This window comes from Brevibacterium linens (assembly GCF_003999335.1).
Taxonomy (GTDB): Bacteria; Actinomycetota; Actinomycetes; order Actinomycetales; family Brevibacteriaceae; genus Brevibacterium; species Brevibacterium linens.
In genome coordinates this window covers 1,412,380-1,433,325 of the sequence record NZ_CP026734.1, presented here as the reverse complement: position 1 = coordinate 1,433,325, position 20,946 = coordinate 1,412,380, and the positions used below count along the sequence as shown (strand labels likewise).

At 65.1% G+C, this 20,946-nt stretch carries 14 protein-coding genes; 5 read left to right on the top strand and 9 right to left on the bottom strand.

The features are described from left to right. Positions 1-159 precede the first annotated feature (159 nt). From CXR29_RS06335 to CXR29_RS06305, 7 genes are all read right to left on the bottom strand, one after another. Positions 160-3,015, bottom strand: a complete 2,856-nt coding sequence (locus CXR29_RS06335) for an NlpC/P60 family protein (RefSeq protein ID WP_241241620.1) — start codon at positions 3,013-3,015, stop codon at positions 160-162. Between the two features lie 265 nt (positions 3,016-3,280). Beyond that, positions 3,281-4,801, bottom strand: coding sequence for an LCP family protein (locus CXR29_RS06330; RefSeq protein WP_101555167.1), 1,521 nt, complete (start codon positions 4,799-4,801; stop codon positions 3,281-3,283). Between the two features lie 334 nt (positions 4,802-5,135). Continuing rightward, positions 5,136-6,284 (bottom strand): acyl-CoA dehydrogenase family protein, encoded by a 1,149-nt coding sequence (locus CXR29_RS06325; RefSeq protein WP_035319754.1) that lies wholly within the window; start codon positions 6,282-6,284, stop codon positions 5,136-5,138. Positions 6,285-6,322: 38 nt separating this feature from the next. Beyond that, a complete protein-coding gene (gene purE, locus CXR29_RS06320) occupies positions 6,323-6,850 on the bottom strand; it encodes a 5-(carboxyamino)imidazole ribonucleotide mutase (protein ID WP_101594817.1) in 528 nt (175 codons plus the stop codon). A 67-nt stretch (positions 6,851-6,917) separates the two neighbouring features. Next, a complete protein-coding gene (locus CXR29_RS06315; protein WP_127364165.1) occupies positions 6,918-8,120 on the bottom strand; it encodes a 5-(carboxyamino)imidazole ribonucleotide synthase in 1,203 nt (400 codons plus the stop codon). Positions 8,121-8,134: 14 nt separating this feature from the next. Next, positions 8,135-9,325: an alkaline phosphatase family protein gene (locus CXR29_RS06310; protein ID WP_127364164.1), complete on the bottom strand. Its 1,191-nt coding sequence runs from the start codon at positions 9,323-9,325 to the stop codon at positions 8,135-8,137. Beyond that, complete coding sequence (locus CXR29_RS06305; RefSeq protein ID WP_101555183.1) at positions 9,325-9,912, bottom strand: DUF5998 family protein; 588 nt, start codon at positions 9,910-9,912, stop codon at positions 9,325-9,327. The genes CXR29_RS06310 and CXR29_RS06305 overlap by 1 nt, the downstream gene beginning before the upstream one ends. An 80-nt stretch (positions 9,913-9,992) precedes the next feature. On the opposite strand from CXR29_RS06305, the gene CXR29_RS06300 reads away from it, so the two are divergent. The 3 genes from CXR29_RS06300 (at position 9,993) to CXR29_RS06290 (ending at position 16,389) form a co-directional block, all read left to right on the top strand. Beyond that, on the top strand, positions 9,993-12,665 hold the full coding sequence (locus tag CXR29_RS06300) for a bifunctional acetate--CoA ligase family protein/GNAT family N-acetyltransferase (protein ID WP_127364163.1): 2,673 nt from the start codon (positions 9,993-9,995) through the stop codon (positions 12,663-12,665). Between the two features lie 277 nt (positions 12,666-12,942). Next, the gene (locus CXR29_RS06295; RefSeq protein WP_127364162.1) at positions 12,943-13,497 is read left to right on the top strand and encodes a TetR/AcrR family transcriptional regulator; all 555 of its coding nucleotides are present in this window, start codon (positions 12,943-12,945) and stop codon (positions 13,495-13,497) included. 147 nt (positions 13,498-13,644) lie between these two features. Beyond that, complete coding sequence (locus tag CXR29_RS06290; protein ID WP_127364161.1) at positions 13,645-16,389, top strand: DNA gyrase/topoisomerase IV subunit A; 2,745 nt, start codon at positions 13,645-13,647, stop codon at positions 16,387-16,389. Between the two features lie 6 nt (positions 16,390-16,395). Here CXR29_RS06290 and CXR29_RS06285 read toward each other — a convergent pair whose 3' ends face one another. Next, positions 16,396-17,952, bottom strand: a complete 1,557-nt coding sequence (locus CXR29_RS06285; protein ID WP_241241619.1) for an adenylate/guanylate cyclase domain-containing protein — start codon at positions 17,950-17,952, stop codon at positions 16,396-16,398. After that, on the bottom strand, positions 17,952-18,824 hold the full coding sequence (locus tag CXR29_RS06280; protein ID WP_101555160.1) for a biotin--[acetyl-CoA-carboxylase] ligase: 873 nt from the start codon (positions 18,822-18,824) through the stop codon (positions 17,952-17,954). The genes CXR29_RS06285 and CXR29_RS06280 overlap by 1 nt, the downstream gene beginning before the upstream one ends. Positions 18,825-18,891: 67 nt before the next feature. On the opposite strand from CXR29_RS06280, the gene CXR29_RS06275 reads away from it, so the two are divergent. Further along, entirely contained in the window at positions 18,892-20,472 is a 1,581-nt protein-coding gene (locus CXR29_RS06275) for an acyl-CoA carboxylase subunit beta (protein ID WP_101555159.1), read from the top strand. Further along, positions 20,469-20,843 carry a hypothetical protein gene (locus CXR29_RS06270; RefSeq protein WP_240812094.1) on the top strand — a complete coding sequence of 125 codons (375 nt, stop codon included), beginning with the start codon at positions 20,469-20,471 and terminating at the stop codon, positions 20,841-20,843. Before CXR29_RS06275 ends, CXR29_RS06270 begins: the two co-directional genes overlap by 4 nt. Positions 20,844-20,946 lie beyond the last annotated feature (103 nt).

The window sequence follows — 20,946 nt, the reverse complement described above, 5'->3', positions numbered from 1 at the left end:
AATTCACCGCTTGTCACCTGGGCTGATGCTTTCACCCGGTCACCATCGCCCGCAGGATCGTGGGGAGAACCAGAGAGTGCCCCGAGGGCAATCCGCAGTGGGATCGTCCTCGGGGCACTGTCTGGCAGACGCTGTCCGCCCTGTCCTCGAAGCCAGGTGTCAGCCGACGACGCGGATGACCTTGGCTCCGCGGTTCAGCATCCAACTGTAGCTGCGCTTCGTGGTGTTCGTCCGCGACGAACCGGCGTCGTACATCTGGCCCTTGGTCTCGGAGATGATTCCGATGTGACCGGGGATCCAGATGAGGTCGCCGGCCTTGGCGTCCTTGAGAGAGATCTCTTTGCCCGCGTAACGCTGCTGGCTGGTTGTGCGCGGCAGTTTGATGCCGTTCTTGCCATAGACGTACTGGGTGTAGCCCGAGCAGTCCCAACCGGTCTTCGGCGACGTGCCGCCCCAGACGTACCTGACGCCGAGGTTGGCCTTCGCGTCCTTGATGATGGACGCACGCTGGGCCGCGATCTTCTCGGCCTTGGACGGCTTGTCGTCCTTCTTGGAGTCATCCTTGGACTTATCATCCTTCTTGGAATCGTCCTTGGACTTATCATCCTTCTTGGAATCGTCCTTGGACTTATCATCCTTCTTGGAATCGTCCTTGGACTTATCATCCTTCTTGGAATCGTCCTTGGACTTGTCATCCTTCTTGGAATCGTCCTTGGACTTGTCGTCCTTCGAGTCCTTGTCGTCTGCAGAACCTTCCCCGGAGTCTGCAGGCGACTTGTCATCGGTGGAATCGTCTCCTGGCGGTGTCGTACCGCCCGGAGAGTTATCGTCGCTGACTCCCCCGGCGATCGACCCCTTGGGAGAGAACTCGGTGGTTCCGTAGCCTTCGGCCCAGACCAGACGTGCGCCCTGGAAGAGCTGCTCACCGCGGCCCTTCTTGTAGACCACGTCCTCCTTGGGGTAACCGAGGTGACCCTTGACGGTCCCCTTGTCACCCCAGTACTTCATGATGGTGCCGGAGGTGTAGTGAGCACCGGTGTCCTTCGACCAGTAGAACGAGCCCTTTTCGAAGCGCTGCGCGGCGCCCCCGCCCTTGAGGCCGCCCTTCTCCGCAGAGGTGGGCAGCCCCAAGTCGGTGACTGCATTGCCCTTGTACGCCGAGGCGATCGCCCCGGACAGGTGGTAAGCGCCGGTCTTCTTGGACCAGTAGACGGTGCCCTTCTCGAACTTCTGCGCCTTGGCGCCCGAGATGCCCTTGACGTCATATTCCTTGCCGAGAGCCTTGCCGAGCTTGTTCTTCTCGGCGTACTTCTCGATCGTGGTCTTCGCCTTCGGCTTCTCAGCCTTCTTGTCGTCGTCCTTCTTGGAGTCGTCCTTCTTAGAGTCGTCCTTCTTAGAGTCGTCCTTGCTGTCGCTGGGCTGCTCGCCGGTCTTCAGGATCGTGTTGACCGTCGAACGCATCTCGCCCAACTTGGCGTAGAAGGCATCACCCGGGCACTCGGTCTGTCCCAGGTCGCGGTGTCCGACCAGGCTCGACTTCGTCGCCTTCGAGATTCCGTTGATCGAGAACTTCCACGCGATCGCCGAGGCGACGGCATCGCGGGTCTTCTTCGGCGGAGCCGCGCTGTTATAGGTACCCAGCACGGAGATGCCGAAGGTTCCGGTGTTGTGCCCGGCGACGTGTGCGCCGATGACGGCCTTCGAGATGTCACCGCCGCGGGCCTGCCAGAGCCGACCGTACTTGTCTGCGACGACGTTGTATCCGATGTCGTTCCAGCCGCGACCCTGCTGGTGGTAGGCCTGGATACCACGGATGATTCCGGGAACGTCGGCCGCCGAGTAGCTGTTCGAGCCGGAGGTGTGGTGGACGACGGCCTGTTTGATGCCGCTGGCGTAGTCGGGGCTGCCGCGGTAGGCCTTGGCACCCCACGAGCTGCGTGAGCCGATCTTCGGCTTCGACACCTTCTTCGCCACGGTGTCGACCGTCGACGATCCGGGTACATAGTTCTGATTGGTCACGGTCGCACCGGCGGCCGCGTCGACGTTCTCTGCGGATGCCGCCTCGGCGTCGGTCGAGTTCTCGGTCGACTGCTCGGGCGCGGTTTCGGTGCCGGCGGTATCGCCGCCGACCTGATCGTCGAGTTCGACAGGATCGTTCTCGGCCACGGCCTGAGCATCGCCGGCGTCTCGCTTCGGGTCGACGAGCACGAGCTCGGCCTCACTCGGCGCGGAATCACCGAGGATGCGCATCTGCACAGCAGAGGCGTTCGAGACCGTCATCGGTTCCGAGCCCTGGTTCTGTGCCTCTTCCTGCTGCTCTTCGTCCAGGGTGTTCCAATTGCCCCATTCCGAGCCCTGCTTGGTGCGGACCTGGATGCGGATAGTGGACTTCGCCTGCGAGAACGTGAAGCCGATGAGGCTCGGGTTGTTCGCGGGAACGTCGAGGACATCGGAGATGAGCGCGATGTTCACTCCGTCTTCGGTCTTCTGACGGACCGAACCGGAGATGTCGTCTTCGCCCTCGGACTTCGACTCGTCGGACGAATCCTTCGCACCCTCGCCCCCGGCATCGTCGGACTTCTCGTCCTCGGACTTCGGGGATTCGTTCTCTGCGCCTTCGGCGGGAGCCTGTTCGGTCTCGGACGGAGCCGATCCCTCGGACGGCACGGCCTCGTCGGCTCCGGAGGTCAGTCCGGCGGAGACATTGTTGACTGAACCCGCAGACGCCGACGCCGAGGCGTTGACGATATCGGGCACCTTGGCCGATGCCAGGGCAGTCTGCGACTTGAAGATGTTCGGCAGATTGCTCGTGGCGCTCTGGTTGGCGGCAGTGGCCGTGGAATCACTGGAATCGCGGGCACCGGGGACGTTGAGTCCCTCTTTGCTGACGTTCAGCGCCTCTTTGGACACATCAGGCGACGTCGTGGCTGCGGTAGCCGACGGTGCCGTGACCGCTAAGGTGCCGACCAGCGCAACAGAAGCGCAGCCCGCAACAGTGGGCAATAGATATTTCATCGTTACAGCCTTTTCGAGGAAGACAGGGAAGTTCAGGCCTCGAGGTCTCCTTCACCGTTGGCAGAACGGTGGGCAACCCCAACATCTCAAAATTGTTACACATTTTCGGCGTGTCAGACTAGCCACAGAGCAGAATATTCTAATTACACGAGTGTGGTTCCCAGTATTGGCAAGGGACACACCGAGCAAAAGATTTTCGCGGAACGGTCATGGGATCGATCGATTCGGTCATCGGACTCGTCACGACCAGGCCCACAGCAGCGCCTCATGGCACGTAGCAGATCGCCTTTGCGTCGGCTTCTTCGCCGTTGTCAGAAGTGGAGTCGCCGGCACCCTGTGCCAGCAGCTGCGGCCCTGAACCGGGGTTCGGATCGAGTTCCGCATCGACTCCCGCAGCAGCTGACAGATCGCTTTCGGGAACCGAGAACGCGCCGTTGTCCTCGTCCGAGGATTTCGACGACTCCTCGATCTTATCGGCTACCAGCTGATGTGCCACATCGAAGTCGGGCCGCGACGGAGTGATACGCGGCGGGGTGAGATCAATTGATTCGATCTTCTGCGACTTCACCTTGAGTGCGAGGTCGACGAACGAATCCACCTGAGACGACGGGATGTCCGTCGACACGGCCCCCGGAGTGGCTTTCGCGATCGACTGATAGCGAGTGAGCACGGTGGCCGGGTCGAGCTGTTTGACCATCGCCGTCTGCACGCAGCGCTGACGGATCATCCGCTCATAGTCGCTGGAGAATTCCCGGGAGCGCGCGAACCACAGCGCGTGGAAGCCGTCGAGCTTCTGCTTGCCCGGTTCGATCCACCCCTTGACCGGCCCATGCTGGCCCGTGGTCGGATCGACCTTCGACGAGATCGGCACCCGCTCGCCGGAGACGAGGGTGATTCCACCGAGGGAGTCGATGAGGTTCTCGAACCCCTTGAGATTGATCATCGCGTAGTACTGGACCTCGAGACCGGTGACACCCGAGACGGCGTCCATCGTCGCCTGCTCGCCGGCTGTCTTCGGATCCTCGAACTCGTCCTTGTGCTGCTCGCCCTGCTGGAAGACGGCGTTGAGCAGACATTCGTCTCCGCAGTTGTACCCCTGCGGGTAGCGCTTGTGCAGCGGAGAGTCGTCGGGGAACGGCACATTCTCCATATTGCGCGGCAGACCGATGATGACGGACTTGCCGGTCTTCGCATCGATCGAGACCAGCGACAGGGAATCCGGGCGGATACCCGTCCGACCCATTCCGGCATCCGATCCCAGCAGCAGGATGTTGTACCGGCCGTCGACGGGCTTGAGCGCCTTGCCCGAGGCGAACAGGTCGCTCATCAGACCGCGCTGCGAGTTGAGAATCGTCGTCCCCCAGGCCAGGGGGCCCACAACGATGAGCAGGAGGGCGCAGAAGGCCGCCACGAAGCGTTTGCGTGCCTTCCGGGAGATCGTGACGATCCGGATGCGGCGCAGGGTGTCCAAGAGACACACCGCCCAGTTGATCGCGATGACGGGCACCCAGATGGTCAGGAAGGTGAGGATGAAGAGGTTCGTGCCGATCGTGAAGAGGAACGTCCGATTGATGAGGACGATCACACCGGCGATGAGAGCCAGGATCCAGCTGATGGCAGTGATCGACAAAGCGATCTTCGCCCAACGGCGGTTGCCGAAGAGAAGCTGCACTCCCCCGGGCACGAGGGCCGTGACGAGCAGCAGAAGCCACGCCCGCACATCACGCGTCGGCTGCGAAGCATACGACGGGTGGCGGATCGGGTCCACATATCTCGTTTCGGCCACTGACTTCCCTTCGCTTCGGGCTCTGCTCACGGACTGATTCCGGCGTCGACATCCGCGCGAAGCCACGCACAGGTCGCCTCGCCCCATCGAATGCCCACAGCAGACAACTGTGCCAAAGTCACTTCAGAGTCCACTGTGTTCACCTATTGTGTCGCGTGAGAACCGGCGTTTCCGGCACATCCGCGCCGCGCATGTCGCATTCTTCGCGTGTGCGATTCTTCACAGGCAGAAGAGCGGGCGCGACAGACTCCCACCCGGGGAATCTGCCGCGCCCGTTCGTCACCGACCGGCCGACACCGTACACGGCCTGCGGCGAAGAGTTCGGAAATCCGACTCAGGCGAGGAGCTTGCGCCCCATCACCATGCGCTGGATCTGGTTGGTGCCTTCGTAGATCTGCGTGATCTTCGCATCCCGCATCATCCGCTCCACCGGGTGGTCGACGACGTAGCCGGCTCCGCCGAGCAGCTGCACGGCATCCGTGGTGATCTCCATCGCGGCATCGGAGGCGAAGGCCTTCGCGGCGGCACCGAAGTAGGTGAGGTCGTCATCGCCGCGTTCGCTCTTGGCGGCGGCGGTGTAGGTGAGCTGACGAGCAGCCTCGAGCTTCATGCCCATATCGGCGAGCATGAACTGGATCGCCTGATTGTCGGCGATCGACTTCCCGAACTGCTGCCGGTCCTTGACGTAGGCAAGGGCGTAGTCGAGCGCGCCCTGAGCGACGCCGACGGCCTGCGCGGCGATCGTGACACGGGTGTGGTCAAGGGTGCGCAGGGCGATCTTCAGCCCCTCCCCGGGCTCGCCGACGATGCGATCACCGGGCAGGCGGACATTGTCGAAGAGGAGCTCCCGGGTGGGCGAGCCCTTGATGCCGAGCTTGCGCTCCTTCTCGCCGAAGGTGAAGCCCTCATCGGACTTCTCGACGACGAAGGCGGAGATGTTGCGCCCGCGTGCTCCGTCGGGGTCGGTCACGGCCATCACCGTGTAGTAGTCGGAGACTCCAGCATTCGTGATCCAGGTCTTGACGCCGTTGAGGATCCAGTCGTCGCCGTCGCGTTCGGCACGGGTCTTCATCGATGCGGTGTCCGATCCGGCTTCGCGCTCGGAAAGGCCGTAGGAGAATCCTGCTTCCCCGGCGGCCACGGACGGGAAGTACTTCTTCTTGATCTCTTCGCTCCCGCCGAGCTGGACTGGCATGCTGCCGAGCTTGTTCACAGCCGGAATGAGCGAGGACGAGACGCAGCCGCGTGCGACCTCTTCGATGATGATCGCCACTGCCAGCGCATCGGCGCCCATGCCCCCGTATTCTTCGGGGATGTGCGCCGCGAAGAAGTCCGTCTCGACGAGGGCCTCGTGCGCTTCCTGCGGGTAGCGGGAGTCCGCATCGACTTCGGCTGCGAACGGCGCGATCTTCTTCTCGACGACGTTGCGGACCGCGGCGCGGATCTCTTCGTGCTCGTCGCTGGGCTGGTACAGGTCGAACATCATTCTCCTCAGACTTATCAAACGTTCAGCAAGCTTTATTATTCCTGCAGCGCCCGCCCTTTGTCGAGAGCGACCTGCCGCAGCTGGCTCCGATATTCGTCGAGCCGGGTGCGCAGAGCCTCGGCTTCGACACCGTGACCTGCCCCGAGGATGCGCGCCGCCAGCAGGCCGGCGTTCTTCGCGCCGCCGATCGAGACGGTGGCCACGGGAACCCCGCCGGGCATCTGCACGATGGACAGCAGCGAGTCCATTCCATCGAGGTGCTTCAGGGGCACGGGAACACCGATGACCGGAAGCGAGGTCATCGACGCGATCATCCCGGGCAGGTGCGCCGCTCCGCCGGCACCGGCGATGATCACACGGATGCCGCGGTCGGCCGCGGATTTCGCCCAGGCGACCATGTCCTCGGGCATCCGGTGAGCGGAGACCACCTCGGCACTCGAGTCGATGCCGAGCTCGTCGAGGGCATCGGCGGCGGCCTTCATCGTCGGCCAGTCCGAGTCCGAGCCCATGACGATGCCGACGGCAGCCGCCGTGTCAGTGGAGCCTTCGTTCTCTGTGGTCATCTGTGCTTCCTTCGTTGCAGGCGGTTGGAATCCGTCGGTGCGGATGGGTGGCGGGTGATTCCGGAACTCAGCGTGTGCCGGATTCGCCCTCGGCCCGGAGGTCCTCCGGAGCGGGCATCTGCGGGTGCGGATCGACATCGACGCCGGCGATGAAGTCCGCGGCATGCCGCGCACGGGCGAGCACGAGCTGCCGATCCTCGCCGTAGGCATTGACGTGGCCGACCTTCCGCCCCGGCCGTACGCCCTTGCCGTAGAGGTGGACCTTCACAGCCGGATCGTGGGCCATGACGTGCAGGTACGGCTGATAGAGGTCGTCGTGATCGGCGCCGAGGATGTTGACCATCACGGACACGTCCTCCCGTGCCGCGGGGCTGCCGAGGGGAAGGTCGAGGACCGCGCGGAGGTGCTGCTCGAATTGGCTCGTCACCGCTCCGTCCTGGGTCCAGTGCCCAGTATTGTGCGGGCGCATCGCGAATTCGTTGATGAGGAAGCCCTCGTCGGTCTCGAACATCTCCATCGCCATGACGCCGGTGACCTCGAGGGTGCCGGCGACGGTGAGGATCGCTTCGGTGATGGCCCGCGCCTTCTCCCCGGACAGATCCGGCGCCGGGGCGATGGCCTCCTTGCACACGCCGTTCTGCTGCCAGGTCTCGACGACCGGCCACACGGCGGTCTGCCCCATCGGGGAGCGCCCGACCATGACGGCGAGCTCGCGGGTGAAGTCGACCTTCTCCTCGGCGAGCAGCTGAGGAACCTCGTTCAGCCATTCGACGGCCTCGTCGAGGTTGTCGATGACGCGCACGCCCTTGCCGTCATAGCCGCCGCGGGGTGTCTTGAGGATGAAGGGGTATCCGACGCGAGCGGCGAACGCCTCGACATCGGCGGCCGAGGTGATCTCCGCCCAGGCGGGGTTGGGCAGACCGAGTTCGTCCATCCTCCTGCGCATCCGGATCTTGTCCTGGGCGAAGATGAGGGCATCGGGCCCCGGGCGCACAGCGTGTCCGGCCTCGACGAGGGCCTGCAGGTGCTCCGGCGGGACGTGTTCGTGGTCGAAGGTGATGACGTCGACGGTCTCAGCGAAGGCCTTGAGCGTCGGATAGTCCGTGTAGTCACCGACGGTCACCTCACTGATGACCTGCGTGGCGGGGGCGTCGGCGGTCTCCGCGAGAACGGAGAAGCGGACGCCGAGGGCTTCTGCGGCGGGGGCGAGCATGCGTGCCAGTTGACCGCCGCCAATGACACCGATTCGAGGAAAAGTCACGTGCGCCATCCTATCGTGGGGGTTCAGACGAAAAGGAGCGGGATCTGCAGTTCCTGCTCCGTGGTGGAGCCGTGGTGGCCGATGAGCGCCAGCGCCGAGGCGGATTCCACATCCGAATCGACCACGGCGAAGCCGTCGGTGCAGATGACGAGGAAGTCCCCGATCCGCGGATGGACGTGCGGGGCGACGGGCCCGAAGTACCCGCGGGCGATCGCCGCGGACTTCGACAGAATGAGCCCGCGGTCGCCGATCGTCTCCTGCCAGGCCGAGAGCATGTCCGCCTCGGCGCCGACAGCGGCGTAGAGGTGCAGTGCTCGCGGCTCTCCGCCGACGTGGCGCAGACCGGCCTTGAGCTCGGGAAGCTCGGCGAGGTCGAGACGACGTTCGTGGTCGACGTCGACCATTCCGTGGTCGGCGGTGATGAGCATGGTCGCGTCATGCGGCAGGTCGGAGGCGAGTCGGGACAGAGCGAGATCGACGCGTTCGAGCTCTTCGGTCCAGGCAGCGGAGTCCGCACCGTGCACATGCCCGGTCTTGTCAAGGTTGCCCCAGTACAGGTAGACGAGGCGACGACCGGGAGCCTTCGCCTCGGCCAGGGCCTGAGCGCAGCGTTCTTCCAGGGTCTTCGAGTCCCGGAATCGGCCGCCGCGCAGCGATGCCCGGTTGAGCCCGCGCCCGGCGAACTTCTTCTCGCCGAGGCTGACCACATCGATCCCGGTGTCCGTGAGGCGCTCGAAGAGCGTCGCATCGGGAACCCAGGCGACCGGGTCGACATCGAGGTTCCACGTCAGCTGGTTGAACACTGCGTCCTTCTCCGGGTCGAGCACGCGGTAGCCGACCACCCCGTGTGCACCGGGCAGGCGGCCCGTGGCCAGAGATGACAGGGAGTTCGCCGTCGTCGACGGGAACCCGGCGGACAGTCTCCGGCGTGCCCCGGCCTGTGACCGGAAGAAGGGAGTGTATCCGCTGTAGCGGCGCAGCTGCTGCTCGCCGAGACCGTCGATGAGCACGACGATCGTCGCCCGGGATTCCCCGTCGAGCCCGAGAGTTCGGGCACGATCGGACATCGGCCCGTCGAGGGCCTCGGCCGCACCGAGTCCCAGCGCCGCAGCGGGGACGACATCGGAGAGCATCGGTCCGGCATAGTCCGGAGGCCCCAAGGGCTCAGCACCGGTTCGGGACGGCAGTCCGTGCCGCGTCGAGTCCTCGATCATCAGCGACGCGACCGCAGCCGGGCGTGGAAGACCGCGGCACGCAGCTTCCCGGCGAAGTCGGTCATGCGGTCGACGGCGGCCTGCCCCTCGGCTTCGGCCGAGACCCGGAGCATGACATCCTCGGCGAAGATCGATCCGCCGTATCCGTGATCGCCCACGCAGTTGGGATCTCCGCAGGTCTCGGGGAACGCCTCGATGCGCTTCGACGCGCCCCAGGACATCGTCAGCGAGACCTCGACTGGCTTGTCACCGGGTTCGAAGGCGGCGGGATCGGCGAAGGTGCGGCCGACCATCACGGTGCCGAGGCGATCGAGTTCGATGTCCTCGCTGCTCGTGACCGCGCGCGGCTTGGAACCGGGTTCCGCGTTCGGATCGTCATCGACATGGGCCAACAGCAGTCGGGTCTCGGTGAGCACGAAGGCGGTGACATGCCGGTGGATGGATTCGATGTCGACATGGGTGTCGATGTGGACGAAGTGAGCCAGCACCGGTTCGTCGTAGAGAGAGTCGGCGAGTATGCCTTGAGTGAGCTGCGGGTAGTAGCCGGCCGACTGCAGATCGTGAACGAGAACCTCGGGTAATGCCATGCCCACCATTGTGCCCCACTCCCCTGACACATCCCAGCGAGGACCGCCATAACCGGGCGTCCGACGCATATGCTGGAACCATGGAAGACTATCCTGCCGGGTGGGAAGCCGATGTCGTCCTCCGTGACGGCGGCACCGCCCATCTGCGTCCGATCACCCCCGACGATGCCGCTGCCCTGGCCCGCATGCACGAGGCCCAGTCACCGGAATCCGTCTATCTGCGCTTCTTCGCTCCGCTGCCCCGGCTGCCGCAGCGCGATCTCGATCGCTTCGTCAACGTCGACCACCGCGACCGGGTGGCGCTGATCATGCTCATCGGCGATGACATCATCGGCGTCGGTCGCTTCGACCGGATCAGCGACACCGACGCCGAGGTGGCGTTCAACATCGCTGATGCCCACCAGGGCCGCGGGATCGGTTCGATCCTGCTGGAGCACTTGGCCGCGGCCGCGCGCGAATCCGGGATCCAGCGCTTCACCGCCGAGGTGCTGCCCCAGAACCGTTCGATGCTGCAGGTCTTCCAGGCCGCCGGCTACGAAGTCTCCCGCGGATTCGACGACGGCGTCGTGGCCGTAAACTTCGATATCGATCCCACGGCACGGTCCATCGAAGTGCAGGCGTCTCGGGAGCACAGGGCCGAGGCCCTGAGCGTGCGCACGGTCCTCCACCCCACCTCGGTGGCGGTGATCGGCGCCAGCCGCAAACGCAACTCCACCGGCCATCTGCTCATCCGCAACATCACGGCCGCGAAGTTCACCGGCGACCTGTGGGTCGTCCACCCCGAAGCCGATCAGATCGCCGGAGTCCAGGCGTATCCGAGCCTCGACGCGCTGCCGGGCAAGGCCGACCTCGCGGTCATCGCCGTGCCCGCCGAATCCGTCACCGAGGTGGTCAAGGACTGTGCCGTGCACGGGGTCAAAGCCGTGCTCGTCATCTCCTCCGGATTCGCCGAGACCGGTCCCGAAGGGGCCGAACTCCAGCGCCGCATGGTCGCAACCTCCCGCGCCTACGGAATGCGCGTGGTCGGGCCGAACTCCTTCGGACTGGTCAACGAGGCCGCCGACATCTCGCTCAACGCCTCCCTGGCCCCGTTCCTCCCGGCGTCCGGTACGCTCGGGCTCTTCAGTCAGTCCGGGGCGCTGGGCACCGCCCTGCTCGCGGCAGCGAAGACCCGCGGACTGGGCATCTCCACCTTCGTCTCCGCAGGCAACCGCGCCGACCTCTCAGGCAACGACCTCCTCCAGTACTGGGAGGAGGATCCGGCCACGCAGACCGTCGGCCTCTACCTCGAATCCATCGGCAACCCGCGCAAGTTCTCGCGCATCGCCCGTCGAGTCTCCCGCGTCAAACCCGTCGTCGTCATCAAGTCCGACCTCACGGGGCGGGAGCTGCCGCCCGGGCATATCGTGCGCACCTCGTCCCTGGCGCCGAACACCCTCGACCAGGTGCTCGAGCAGGCGGGAGTGATCCGCGCGGATACGATCCACCAGCTCTTCGACCTCACCCAGGTGTTCTCGACCCAGAAGCTGCCGGCGGGCCGCCGGGTCGGTGTCATCGGCAACTCCGCGGCGATGAGCACCCTGATCATGCAGCGCGCCCGTTCCGAAGGTCTGCGCGTCGACACCGAGCCCGTGTCCCTGCACCCCGAGGTCGATGCGGAGACCTTCCGGACCGAACTCGATGCGATGTATGCCCGCGACGACGTCGACTCGGTCATCGTCACCTTCACCCCGTCGGCGGGAGCCGAGGAGTCGGAGATCGCCGCGCTGCTGTCCGAGGCCGCCGCACAGTCGGAGAAGACCACTGTGGCCTGCTTCCTCGGCATTCAAGGTGTCCGCGACGAACTGACCAGCTACCTCAAGGACCAGGACGGCAACCGCGTCTCCCGCACGGTGCCCAGCTACATCGGCCCGGAGGATGCCGTGTGGGCGCTGGCCAAGGCGACAGACTACTCGCGTTGGCGCGCCGCCGACCACGGTCGGTACGTCGAACTCGACGACATCGACGACAAAGCGGTACGTTCGATCATCGATTCGGCTCTCGACGGGGCGCCGCTGGGCACACCGGTTCGCCTCGAACGCGATGCAACGAGAGAACTGCTCCGCGCCTACGGGATCGAGGTCCTGCCTTATATCACTGCTTCCTCGGTCGACGAGGGGCTCGCCGCCGCCGAGAAGATCGGCTATCCCGTGGCGCTGAAGGCGGTGACGAACGTGCTCCGGCACCGCATGGAGCTCGGCGGGGTGCGCCTGAACATCGATTCGCCCGAAGAACTGGCCGAGGACTTCGCTGCCGTGCAGCGGATCATCACCCAGGTGATCGGCGACGACGAGCCCCTCGTCGACGTTCAGGCCATGGCCCCCCACGGTGTCCCGTGTGTCATCCGCGCCGGCGAGGACCCCCTCCTCGGACCGCTGCTGTCCTTCTCTCTGGCCGGGGACACGACCGAGCTGCTCGGCGACGTCTCGCACCGGGTCGCGCCGCTGACGGATCGGGAGGCCGACGACATGATCCGCACGGTCAAGGCCTCCCCGCGACTGTTCGGCTACCGTGGTCTTCCGCCGATGAACATCGACCCGCTCATCGACGTCCTCGAAAGGCTCTCGGTGCTCGTCGAACGTCATCCGCAGATCCTCGAACTCGTCATCCATCCGGTGATCGCTACGGAGACCGAGGGGCATGTGCTCAGCGCCCGTGTCGATCTGCTGCCCGACCCCACCCGCATCGACGGCACCCGCCGACTGCTGAGCTGAGACGGGGCGGAGCAGACACCCGCCCAGCTGAAAGGAGAATCCACGCCCGCCGCAGGACGCCTTCGACTTTCGGTGTCCCAGCGCCATATTGGCGCGTCTTATACCAATTCGCAGACTTGACGGGTAGTGTCTGTATCCGTTCACCACGAAATGTTATGAATTCGTGTTTTAATGAGTGGCCGCTCCGGCGGCCACTGTCTGTGGCCAGTCACTGGTCATCCACCGTCCCAGGCATTCGCGGTCAGCGGGTGTCCCACGAGAGCGAGGCCTCACAGTCATGATTTCGCGCAGAGACGTCGTCACCGACTCCGCGATCGCCGTAGTCGCCGAACAAGGAGTCCGCGGACTCACCCACAGGGCGGTCGACGCCCTGGCCGAACTGCCGGTGGGGTCGACTTCGAATGTCTACCGCACCCGCGATGCCCTGATCACCGGAATCATGGAGCGCATCGGAGAACTCAACTCCCAGCAGCTCGAACGCCTGCCGGAGCTTGTGCGCGTTCCGGGCGCGGACGCCATCGAAGTCGCCATCGACTTCTGCATGAACTGGCTGACCACCGACCGCAACCGGTTCTACACGATGACGATGCTCAGCCTGGATCCGGCGCTGCCGCCCGAGGCAGTGATCGCTAAGGAGAAGAACCTCCGCGCGATCAAGGAGTTCATCATGCGCTTCGCCGGCATCGACGCCGAATACGCCCAGCGGGTCAACAGCTCGGTCGCGGGCATGATGGTCAGCGAACTCGTCGCCGGCACCGCGGATCGTTCGCATGTCGAGGCGTACCTCAAGGAGTTCTTCCAGTGGCTGCGCGGCAGCCGCGACAGTGCCTGAGCTCCGACACGGACCCTCCGGGATCGCTCGATTGAGCGGGAGTTCGCAAATCGAACGCTAGAATCGACGGGTGCCCTCCCCCGCTGAGGTCCGGCTTCGGCGCGGGCGGGTGTTCGAATCGAACAGTTCGTGCGTCAAAGGAGTTCCATGCCCGAAGGCAGAGTCATCGAAGTCGACGTCTCCTCAGAGATGGAGAGCTCGTACCTCGAGTATGCGTATTCGGTCATCTACTCCCGTGCTCTGCCCGATGCCCGAGACGGTCTCAAACCCGTCCAGCGTCGAATCGTCTACCAGATGGGCGATATGGGGCTGCGGCCGGACCGCGGACATGTGAAGTCCTCCCGCATCGTCGGCGATGTCATGGGCAAGCTCCACCCGCACGGCGATTCGGCGATCTACGACGCTCTGGTGCGACTGAGCCAGGACTTCATCATGCGTGTGCCGCTCGTCGACGGCCACGGCAACTTCGGTTCCCTCGACGACGGTCCCGCTGCCCCGCGCTATACGGAGGCCCGGCTGACGACGGCGTCGATGCACATGATCGCCGGACTCGACGAAGATGTCGTCGACTTCGTGCCGAACTACGACAACACGCTGACCCAGCCGGAGGTTCTGCCCAGCGCCTTCCCGAACCTGCTCATCAACGGCGCCTCGGGCATCGCTGTGGGCATGGCCACGAACATGGCCCCGCACAACCCCGGGGAAGTCATCGCCGCCTGCGCCCACCTCATCCGCAATCCCGACGCCGGGCTCTCGGAGCTCATGCGCTTCATCCCCGGCCCGGACCTGCCCACAGGCGGACGGATCATCGGTCTCGACGGAGTGCGCGAGGCCTATGAGACCGGGCGCGGCACGTTCCGCACCCGCGCCACCGTCTCCATCGAGAACATCAGTGCCCGCCGCAAGGGCATCGTCGTCACCGAACTGCCCTATCTCGTGGGACCGGAGAAGGTCGTGTCGAAGGTCAAGGACGCGGTCGGGGCGAAGAAGCTGACCGGAATCGCCTCGATCGACGACTATTCGGACCGCAAGAACGGACTGCGGCTGGTCATCGGCATCAAGAACGGCTTCAACCCCGAGGCGGTGCTCGCCGAGCTCTACCGGCAGACTCCGCTCGAGGAGTCCTTCGGCATCAACAACGTCTGCCTCGTCGAGGGTCAGCCCTCGACCCTGGGACTGCGCGATCTGCTCATGGTCTACCTCTCCCACCGCATCGACGTGGTGCGCAGGCGCACGGTCTTCCAGCTGCGCAAGGCCAAGGATCGACTCCACCTCGTCGAGGGTCTGCTCATTGCGATCCTCGACATCGATGAGGTCATCCAGCTCATCCGCTCCTCGGATGATGCGGCCACGGCGCGCACCCGCCTCATGAACGTCTTCGAGCTCTCCGAGCTGCAGGCGACGTACATCCTCGATCTGCAGCTGCGTCGGCTCACGAAGTTCTCCCGTCTCGAACTCGAGGCCGAACGTGACGAGCTGAAGAAGAGAATCGACTACCTCGAATCGCTGCTGGCCGATGAGGCGAAGCTGCGTGAGCTCGTCGCCGCCGAGCTCGAGTCCACCGCCGAGATCATCGGCTCGCCTCGCCGCACCGTCCTCATCGAGGGGTCGATGAGGGAGCTGACCGCCAAGGGCAAGAAGGCTCCGACGAACCTCAAGATCGCCGATTCCCCCTGCCGGGTGCTGCTGTCGACCTCCGGACGCATTGCGCGGACCTCGGATGCCGCTCCGCTGGCACGCGAGGGTCGACGCTCCAGCCATGATGCGCTGGTCTCCGAGATCGTCACCACCACCCAGGGCAAGGTCGGTGCCATCACCACCACCGGTCGCCTGCACATGGTCGATGTCGTCGATCTGCCGGCCCTGCCGCCGGCCGCGGCACGGCCCAATGTCGCCGGCGGAGTGAAGATCGCCGAGTACGCGGCGCTGGAGAAGAACGAGAAGATCATCGGCCTGATCGACCTCGACCGCGAATTCGTGCTCGGCACCGCCGAGGGCGTCGTCAAGAGGGTGTCGGTGGCCGGTCGGCCGAACAAGAACGAGTGGGAGACCATCACGCTCAAGGGCAAGGACTCGGTCGTCGGAGTCGCTCAGCCCGAGGACATCGACGATTCCCTGGCCGTGTTCGTGACCTCGAATGCTCAGCTGCTCGCCTTCGATGCCTCCGGCCTGCGTGCGCAGGGCTGGAACGCCTCCGGTGTGGCCGGGATCAAGGTGGCCGCCGAGGCGAAGGTGATCTTCTTCGGAATGACCCCGAAGGCGGCGAAGTCCGACGAGGACGGTGCCGCGGATGCCGAACTCGGCAGTTTCGCCGTCGTCACGATCGCCAGCGGTGAGAATTTCTACGGCGCGCCGTCGTCCTCGATCAAGGTCAGCGAATTCTCAGAGTTCCCGACCAAGGGCCGAGCCACCTCCGGGGTGCGTGCCCACAAGTTCCTCAAGGGCGAGACCGAGCTGTCGCTGGCCTGGGTCGGCGACTCTCCCCAAGCCGCGGCCACCGCCGGCGGTGCACGCACGCTTCCGGCAGAACTGTCTCGTCGCGACGGAACGGGATCGCCGCTGGAGTCGAAGATCGATGTCATCGGCACCCTGCCCCGCCTCGGCGGCGCAGAAGCCCACGACCATTCTCCGAACGCCGACGATGACGCCTCCGCCGAGGCGACCGCAGAGGCCGCTTCCGGAACCGGCCACAAGGCGGCGACGTCAGGCGGAAAGCGATCGACCGGCAAGGGTCAGCGTGGTCAGCAGGGACTGGCCACGAGCCTCGATGAACTCGACCTCGACCTCGATGAGGCCAAGGATGAGATCGCCCGGTCGAAGTTCGACACCGACGGCGCCGTGATCGTCTCCCACGACGATGACGACGGAGACGACGACTCCGCCCTGTTCTGAGTTCTCTCAGCTCTCGGGTTCGTCGTCGAGGTCGAGGCGCATCTGAGCTGCGGTGCCGCGCTTCATCTCACCGATGGCGGTCTCACCGAGTCCGTGCAGCGAAATCGAATCCCGCGATTCGAAGACGTAGTCGTCCGAGGCCGAGAGCACCCGTGCGGTCTCCTCGTCGGTGAAGATCGTCCCGGGATCGGCCACGGCCGTCAGACGCGCGGCGAGGTTGACGCTGGATCCGAAGATATCGCCGAGGCGGGAGAGCACCCTGCCCCAGACGAAGCCGACGCGGGCCTGCGGCAGATCCTCGGCGGCGGTGACACGTTCCATCAGCGTCATGGCGATCTCGGCGCCGGCCAGCGGGGTCGACGCGGCGAAGAACACTTCATCGCCGACGGTCTTGATGACCCGTCCGCCGCCGGTGGCGACGATGTTGTAGGCCATGCCCTGGAACTCCTGGACCATGTCCGCCAACTGGCGCGGCTCCATCTTCTGCGACAGACGGGTGAAGGAGACGAGGTCGATGAATCCGACGGCGCGAGCCAACGGCATCGACGAGTCATACCAGCCCTGTCTGTTGTCCATGGCCAGTCCGTCGGAGACATTGACGTTGAGACGGCCCATGACGTCGGCGAGATTGCGCCGCCAGGAGTAGGTGAGCATCTTCTGCAGCGGGTCGATCATCTCCTCGACGACCGCTAGGGCGTCCCGTCTCGCTTCCGGGTCGGTCAGCCCCTTCTCCTCGGTGAGGAACTCGACGAGGGTCTCCATCTGCCAGACGACGAGGCGGTCCGTCGTCTGTCCGATGGCCCGGGCCAGGGACAGTGCGGTGGTCTGGTCGATGAGACCGTCGGCGACGGGTTTGGCCCAGATCCGCAGGGCATGCGCATCGCTGACGGTGTAGGCCTTGTCCGTCGGCTTCGCCTGGGACATGCCGAGTGCCCGCCACATCTTCCGGGCCGAGACCGTGGAGATCCCACCGAGTTTCGCGGCCTCCCGTCGGTCGAGCACGCGCTTGCCGTCGAGCAGGATCTCTTCGAGCCGTTCGGCCGCGGTCCTGGTCTCATAGATCGTGTCGTCGAAATCGGGACCGTCATCATCGACTGCATCGTCGGGGTCGTCGATGATCGGCAGCGCTGTGGTGCGCGGATCCTCACGCAGTCCGCTGAAGAAATCCTCATCGACGTCGATGCCGGGTTCCGCGTCGGCGGAACCCGTGTCGGCGGGAGCCGCACCGGCGGACGCCGGGTCCGGATCGGCCGTGACCTCGTCGGCGAGCTCAGCCCCGACCTCACCCGCCTGCGGAGCGGAGCCTGTCAGACCGCCGACAGGTTCGTCGTCGGCGACGTCGTCCAACAGGGCGTCCGCGCTCGACTCGTCGTCCTCGCCGGTGAGGGCATCCGCGGATCGGTCGTCCGCCTCGGTGCGGGCTGGGGATTCGCGCTCCGGCTGTGCCGCATCGTCAGACAGCTGGCCGTCCGTGGAGGCGCCTTCGCCGTCGGCGACCTCAGCGCTGCCCAGCTGGTCGGGTTCGACGATGTCGAAACCGGCGGTGAAGTCCGAAACCGCCATCAGCGATCGCTCCTTCCCGGAGCTGTCGGGGACGCTGCGGGACGCAGATGATGGACGTCTCCGGCGCTTAAGCACACACGATCGTCGATGATGAGGTCGGCACCGGAGTCCAGCCCCGTGGCGATGCCGATGATGTCGGAGCCGTCGGGCTTCTCCACGCGGACCTTCGAACCGAGCGTCACCATATGATCACGCACTCTCCGCGCTGTGCGGCTGTCGCGGAAATCCTCATCTCCAAAGTCGATCAGCTCTCTGTAGCAGGGGATCAATGTGCTCAGAATTGAGACTAGCAACGCTTCATGATCAATTTCTGAACCGTCGACTCCGGTTTCGATCGCCAGAGAGCTCGCGTCCTCCCGCGGCAGATCCGCCGGCTCCGAACGGGTATTCAGCCCCATGCCCAAGACGATCTGGGCACCGCCGGCCAGGGGTTCGACACGTGCGAGGATTCCGCACAGCTTCCTGCCGTCGGCGGTGAGCACGTCATTGGGCCATTTGATCGCGGCGGGCACCCCCGCCTCGGTGACGGCGGAGTGCACGGCCTCACCGGCGATGAGCGGGATCCATCCCCACTGGGAGAATTCGGCCGGTGGAGTGAGGAGTATCGACCATGTCAGGGACCGGCGGGCGGGCACCGTCCAGGTCCGGCCCAGACGGCCGTGTCCGGCGTTCTGAAAATCTGTGCCGCGGATGGTGAACTCGGCCGCCGGCGACTTCGTGCCGGCTGCTTCCCGAACCACTCGCGCAAGTTCGTCATTCGTCGAAGCGCAGGTATCGTCCCAGATCAGCGGTGGGAGCGAGAGACCACGATCCGCAGCGGTGCGGCGCACTGAGTCGACGTCGACGAGAAGAGAAGTGTGTTGGCTGTTCACCAGTCCACTCTAGATTCTTTTGGTGAGAGTGCACAATGAAGTCTCACGTCATCGTTATTGTGGAGACATGACGGATACTCCACGGACCACAGCCGAGCGCATCGACGCTTTCACCCAGCGCAGGGAAGCCGCCCACACGGGCAATCAGCGCTCGGTGGACAATCAGCACAAGCGCGGCAAGCAGACCGCCCGTGAACGCATTGCGGATCTCCTCGATGCCGACTCCTTCCAGGAGATCGACGAATTCGCCCGCCACCACAATCACCAGTTCGGGATGCAGGACAACCGCCCCGACGGTGACGGAGTCGTCTGTGGTCTGGGCACGATCGAAGGCAAGACCGTCGCGGTCTTCGCCCACGACTTCACCGTCCTCGGCGGGTCGCTGGCCGAGGCGAACGGACGCAAGATCGTCAAGGTCCAAAAGCTCGCACTCAAGCTCGGCTGCCCGATCATCGGCATCAACGACTCCGGCGGCGCCCGGATCCAGGAAGGCGTCGGGTCGATTGCGCTCTTCGCCGAGATCTTCCGCCTCAACGTCGCTTCCTCGGGTGTGATCCCGCAGATCTCGCTGATCATGGGTCCCTCCGCCGGCGGAGCCGTGTACTCCCCCGCACTGACCGATGTCACGATCATGGTCGACCAGATCAGCCACATGTACATCACCGGTCCCGACGTCATCAAAACCGTGACCGGCGAATCGGTCGGCCATGAGGAGCTCGGCGGCGGACGGACGAACAACACCGTGTCCGGAAACGCCCACTACCTGGCCTCCGATGAGGATGACGCGCTCAACTATGTCCGCGATCTGCTCTCGTTCCTGCCGCAGAACAACCTCGATCCGGCCGATTCCGACGAGTTTGTCTCCGACCTGTCGCTGACACCCGAGGACGAGGCGCTGGATACGCTCATGCCGGATTCGCCCTCGCAGCCCTACGACATCCTCGACGTCGTCACCACGATCCTCGACGACGGCGAATTCCTGCAGGTCTCGGAGCTCTTCGCCCCGAACGTCGTCACCGGCTTCGGCCGCGTCGAGGGCGTCAGCGTCGGCATCATCGCCAACCAGCCCATGCAGCTGGCCGGCACCCTCGACATCGATGCCTCGGAGAAGGCCGCCCGCTTCGTGCGCCTCTGCGATGCCTTCAATCTGCCGATCCTCACCTTCGTCGATGTGCCCGGATTCCTGCCCGGCACCGATCAGGAGTACGGCGGCATCATCCGCCGCGGTGCGAAGCTCATCTACGCCTATGGCGAGGCCACGGTTCCGCTCGTCACCCTCATCACCCGCAAGGCCTACGGGGGTGCGTACTGCGTGATGGGGTCGAAGCAGCTCGGTGCCGATATCAACCTCGCCTGGCCGAGCGCGCAGATCGCGGTCATGGGTGCTCAGGGTGCGGCGAACATCGTCTACCGACGCAAGCTCAAGGCCGTCGAAGAGGCCGGTGAGGATGTCGAAGCGGCACGTGCCGAACTCATTCAGGACTACGAGGATGCGCTGCTCAACCCGTATCTGGCCGCCGAGGAGGGCTATATCGACGCCGTCATCAGGCCGAGCGAGACCCGCAGCCGGATCGTCCGTTCCCTGCGTGCGCTGAAGAACAAGCACGTCGACGCTCCCGCGCGCAAGCACGGTAACATCCCCCTATGAGCGATGATCTGCAGACCGGCGCCGAGGCGAACCTGCCCGGCGAAGTCGACTCCTCGGTGACCGTGCCCGGTGAGGATTCCGTCGCCGAGGCGGCCTCGACCTCGGACGAGGCGCTGCGGCTGCCCTCGGTGGAAGGACGGTCACAGGTGCGCGCCGATGACGGCGAACCGATCAGTGACGAGATGGCCAGTGCGGCGGCTGTGGCCGCGGTCGTCGCGATCCGTCAGGTGGCGATCGCCTACGCCGCTCAGCAGGCCAGCGCGGAGGCCGAGTCCGAGACCCGCAAAGGCGATCGGGCCGGTTTCCGGGCACCGCGCCGCAATGTGCGCAGGCGTCTCCCCCAGACCTGGGACCAGCACCTGGGCCGCTGAAGCCCCGCCGCCGACCACCGTCGGACTCCCGTACCGGGGTCGGACTCGCGTGCCGACTGTCGCCGCAAGTGGCAGCGGCGACCGACGGCCTCAGTTCCAGTCG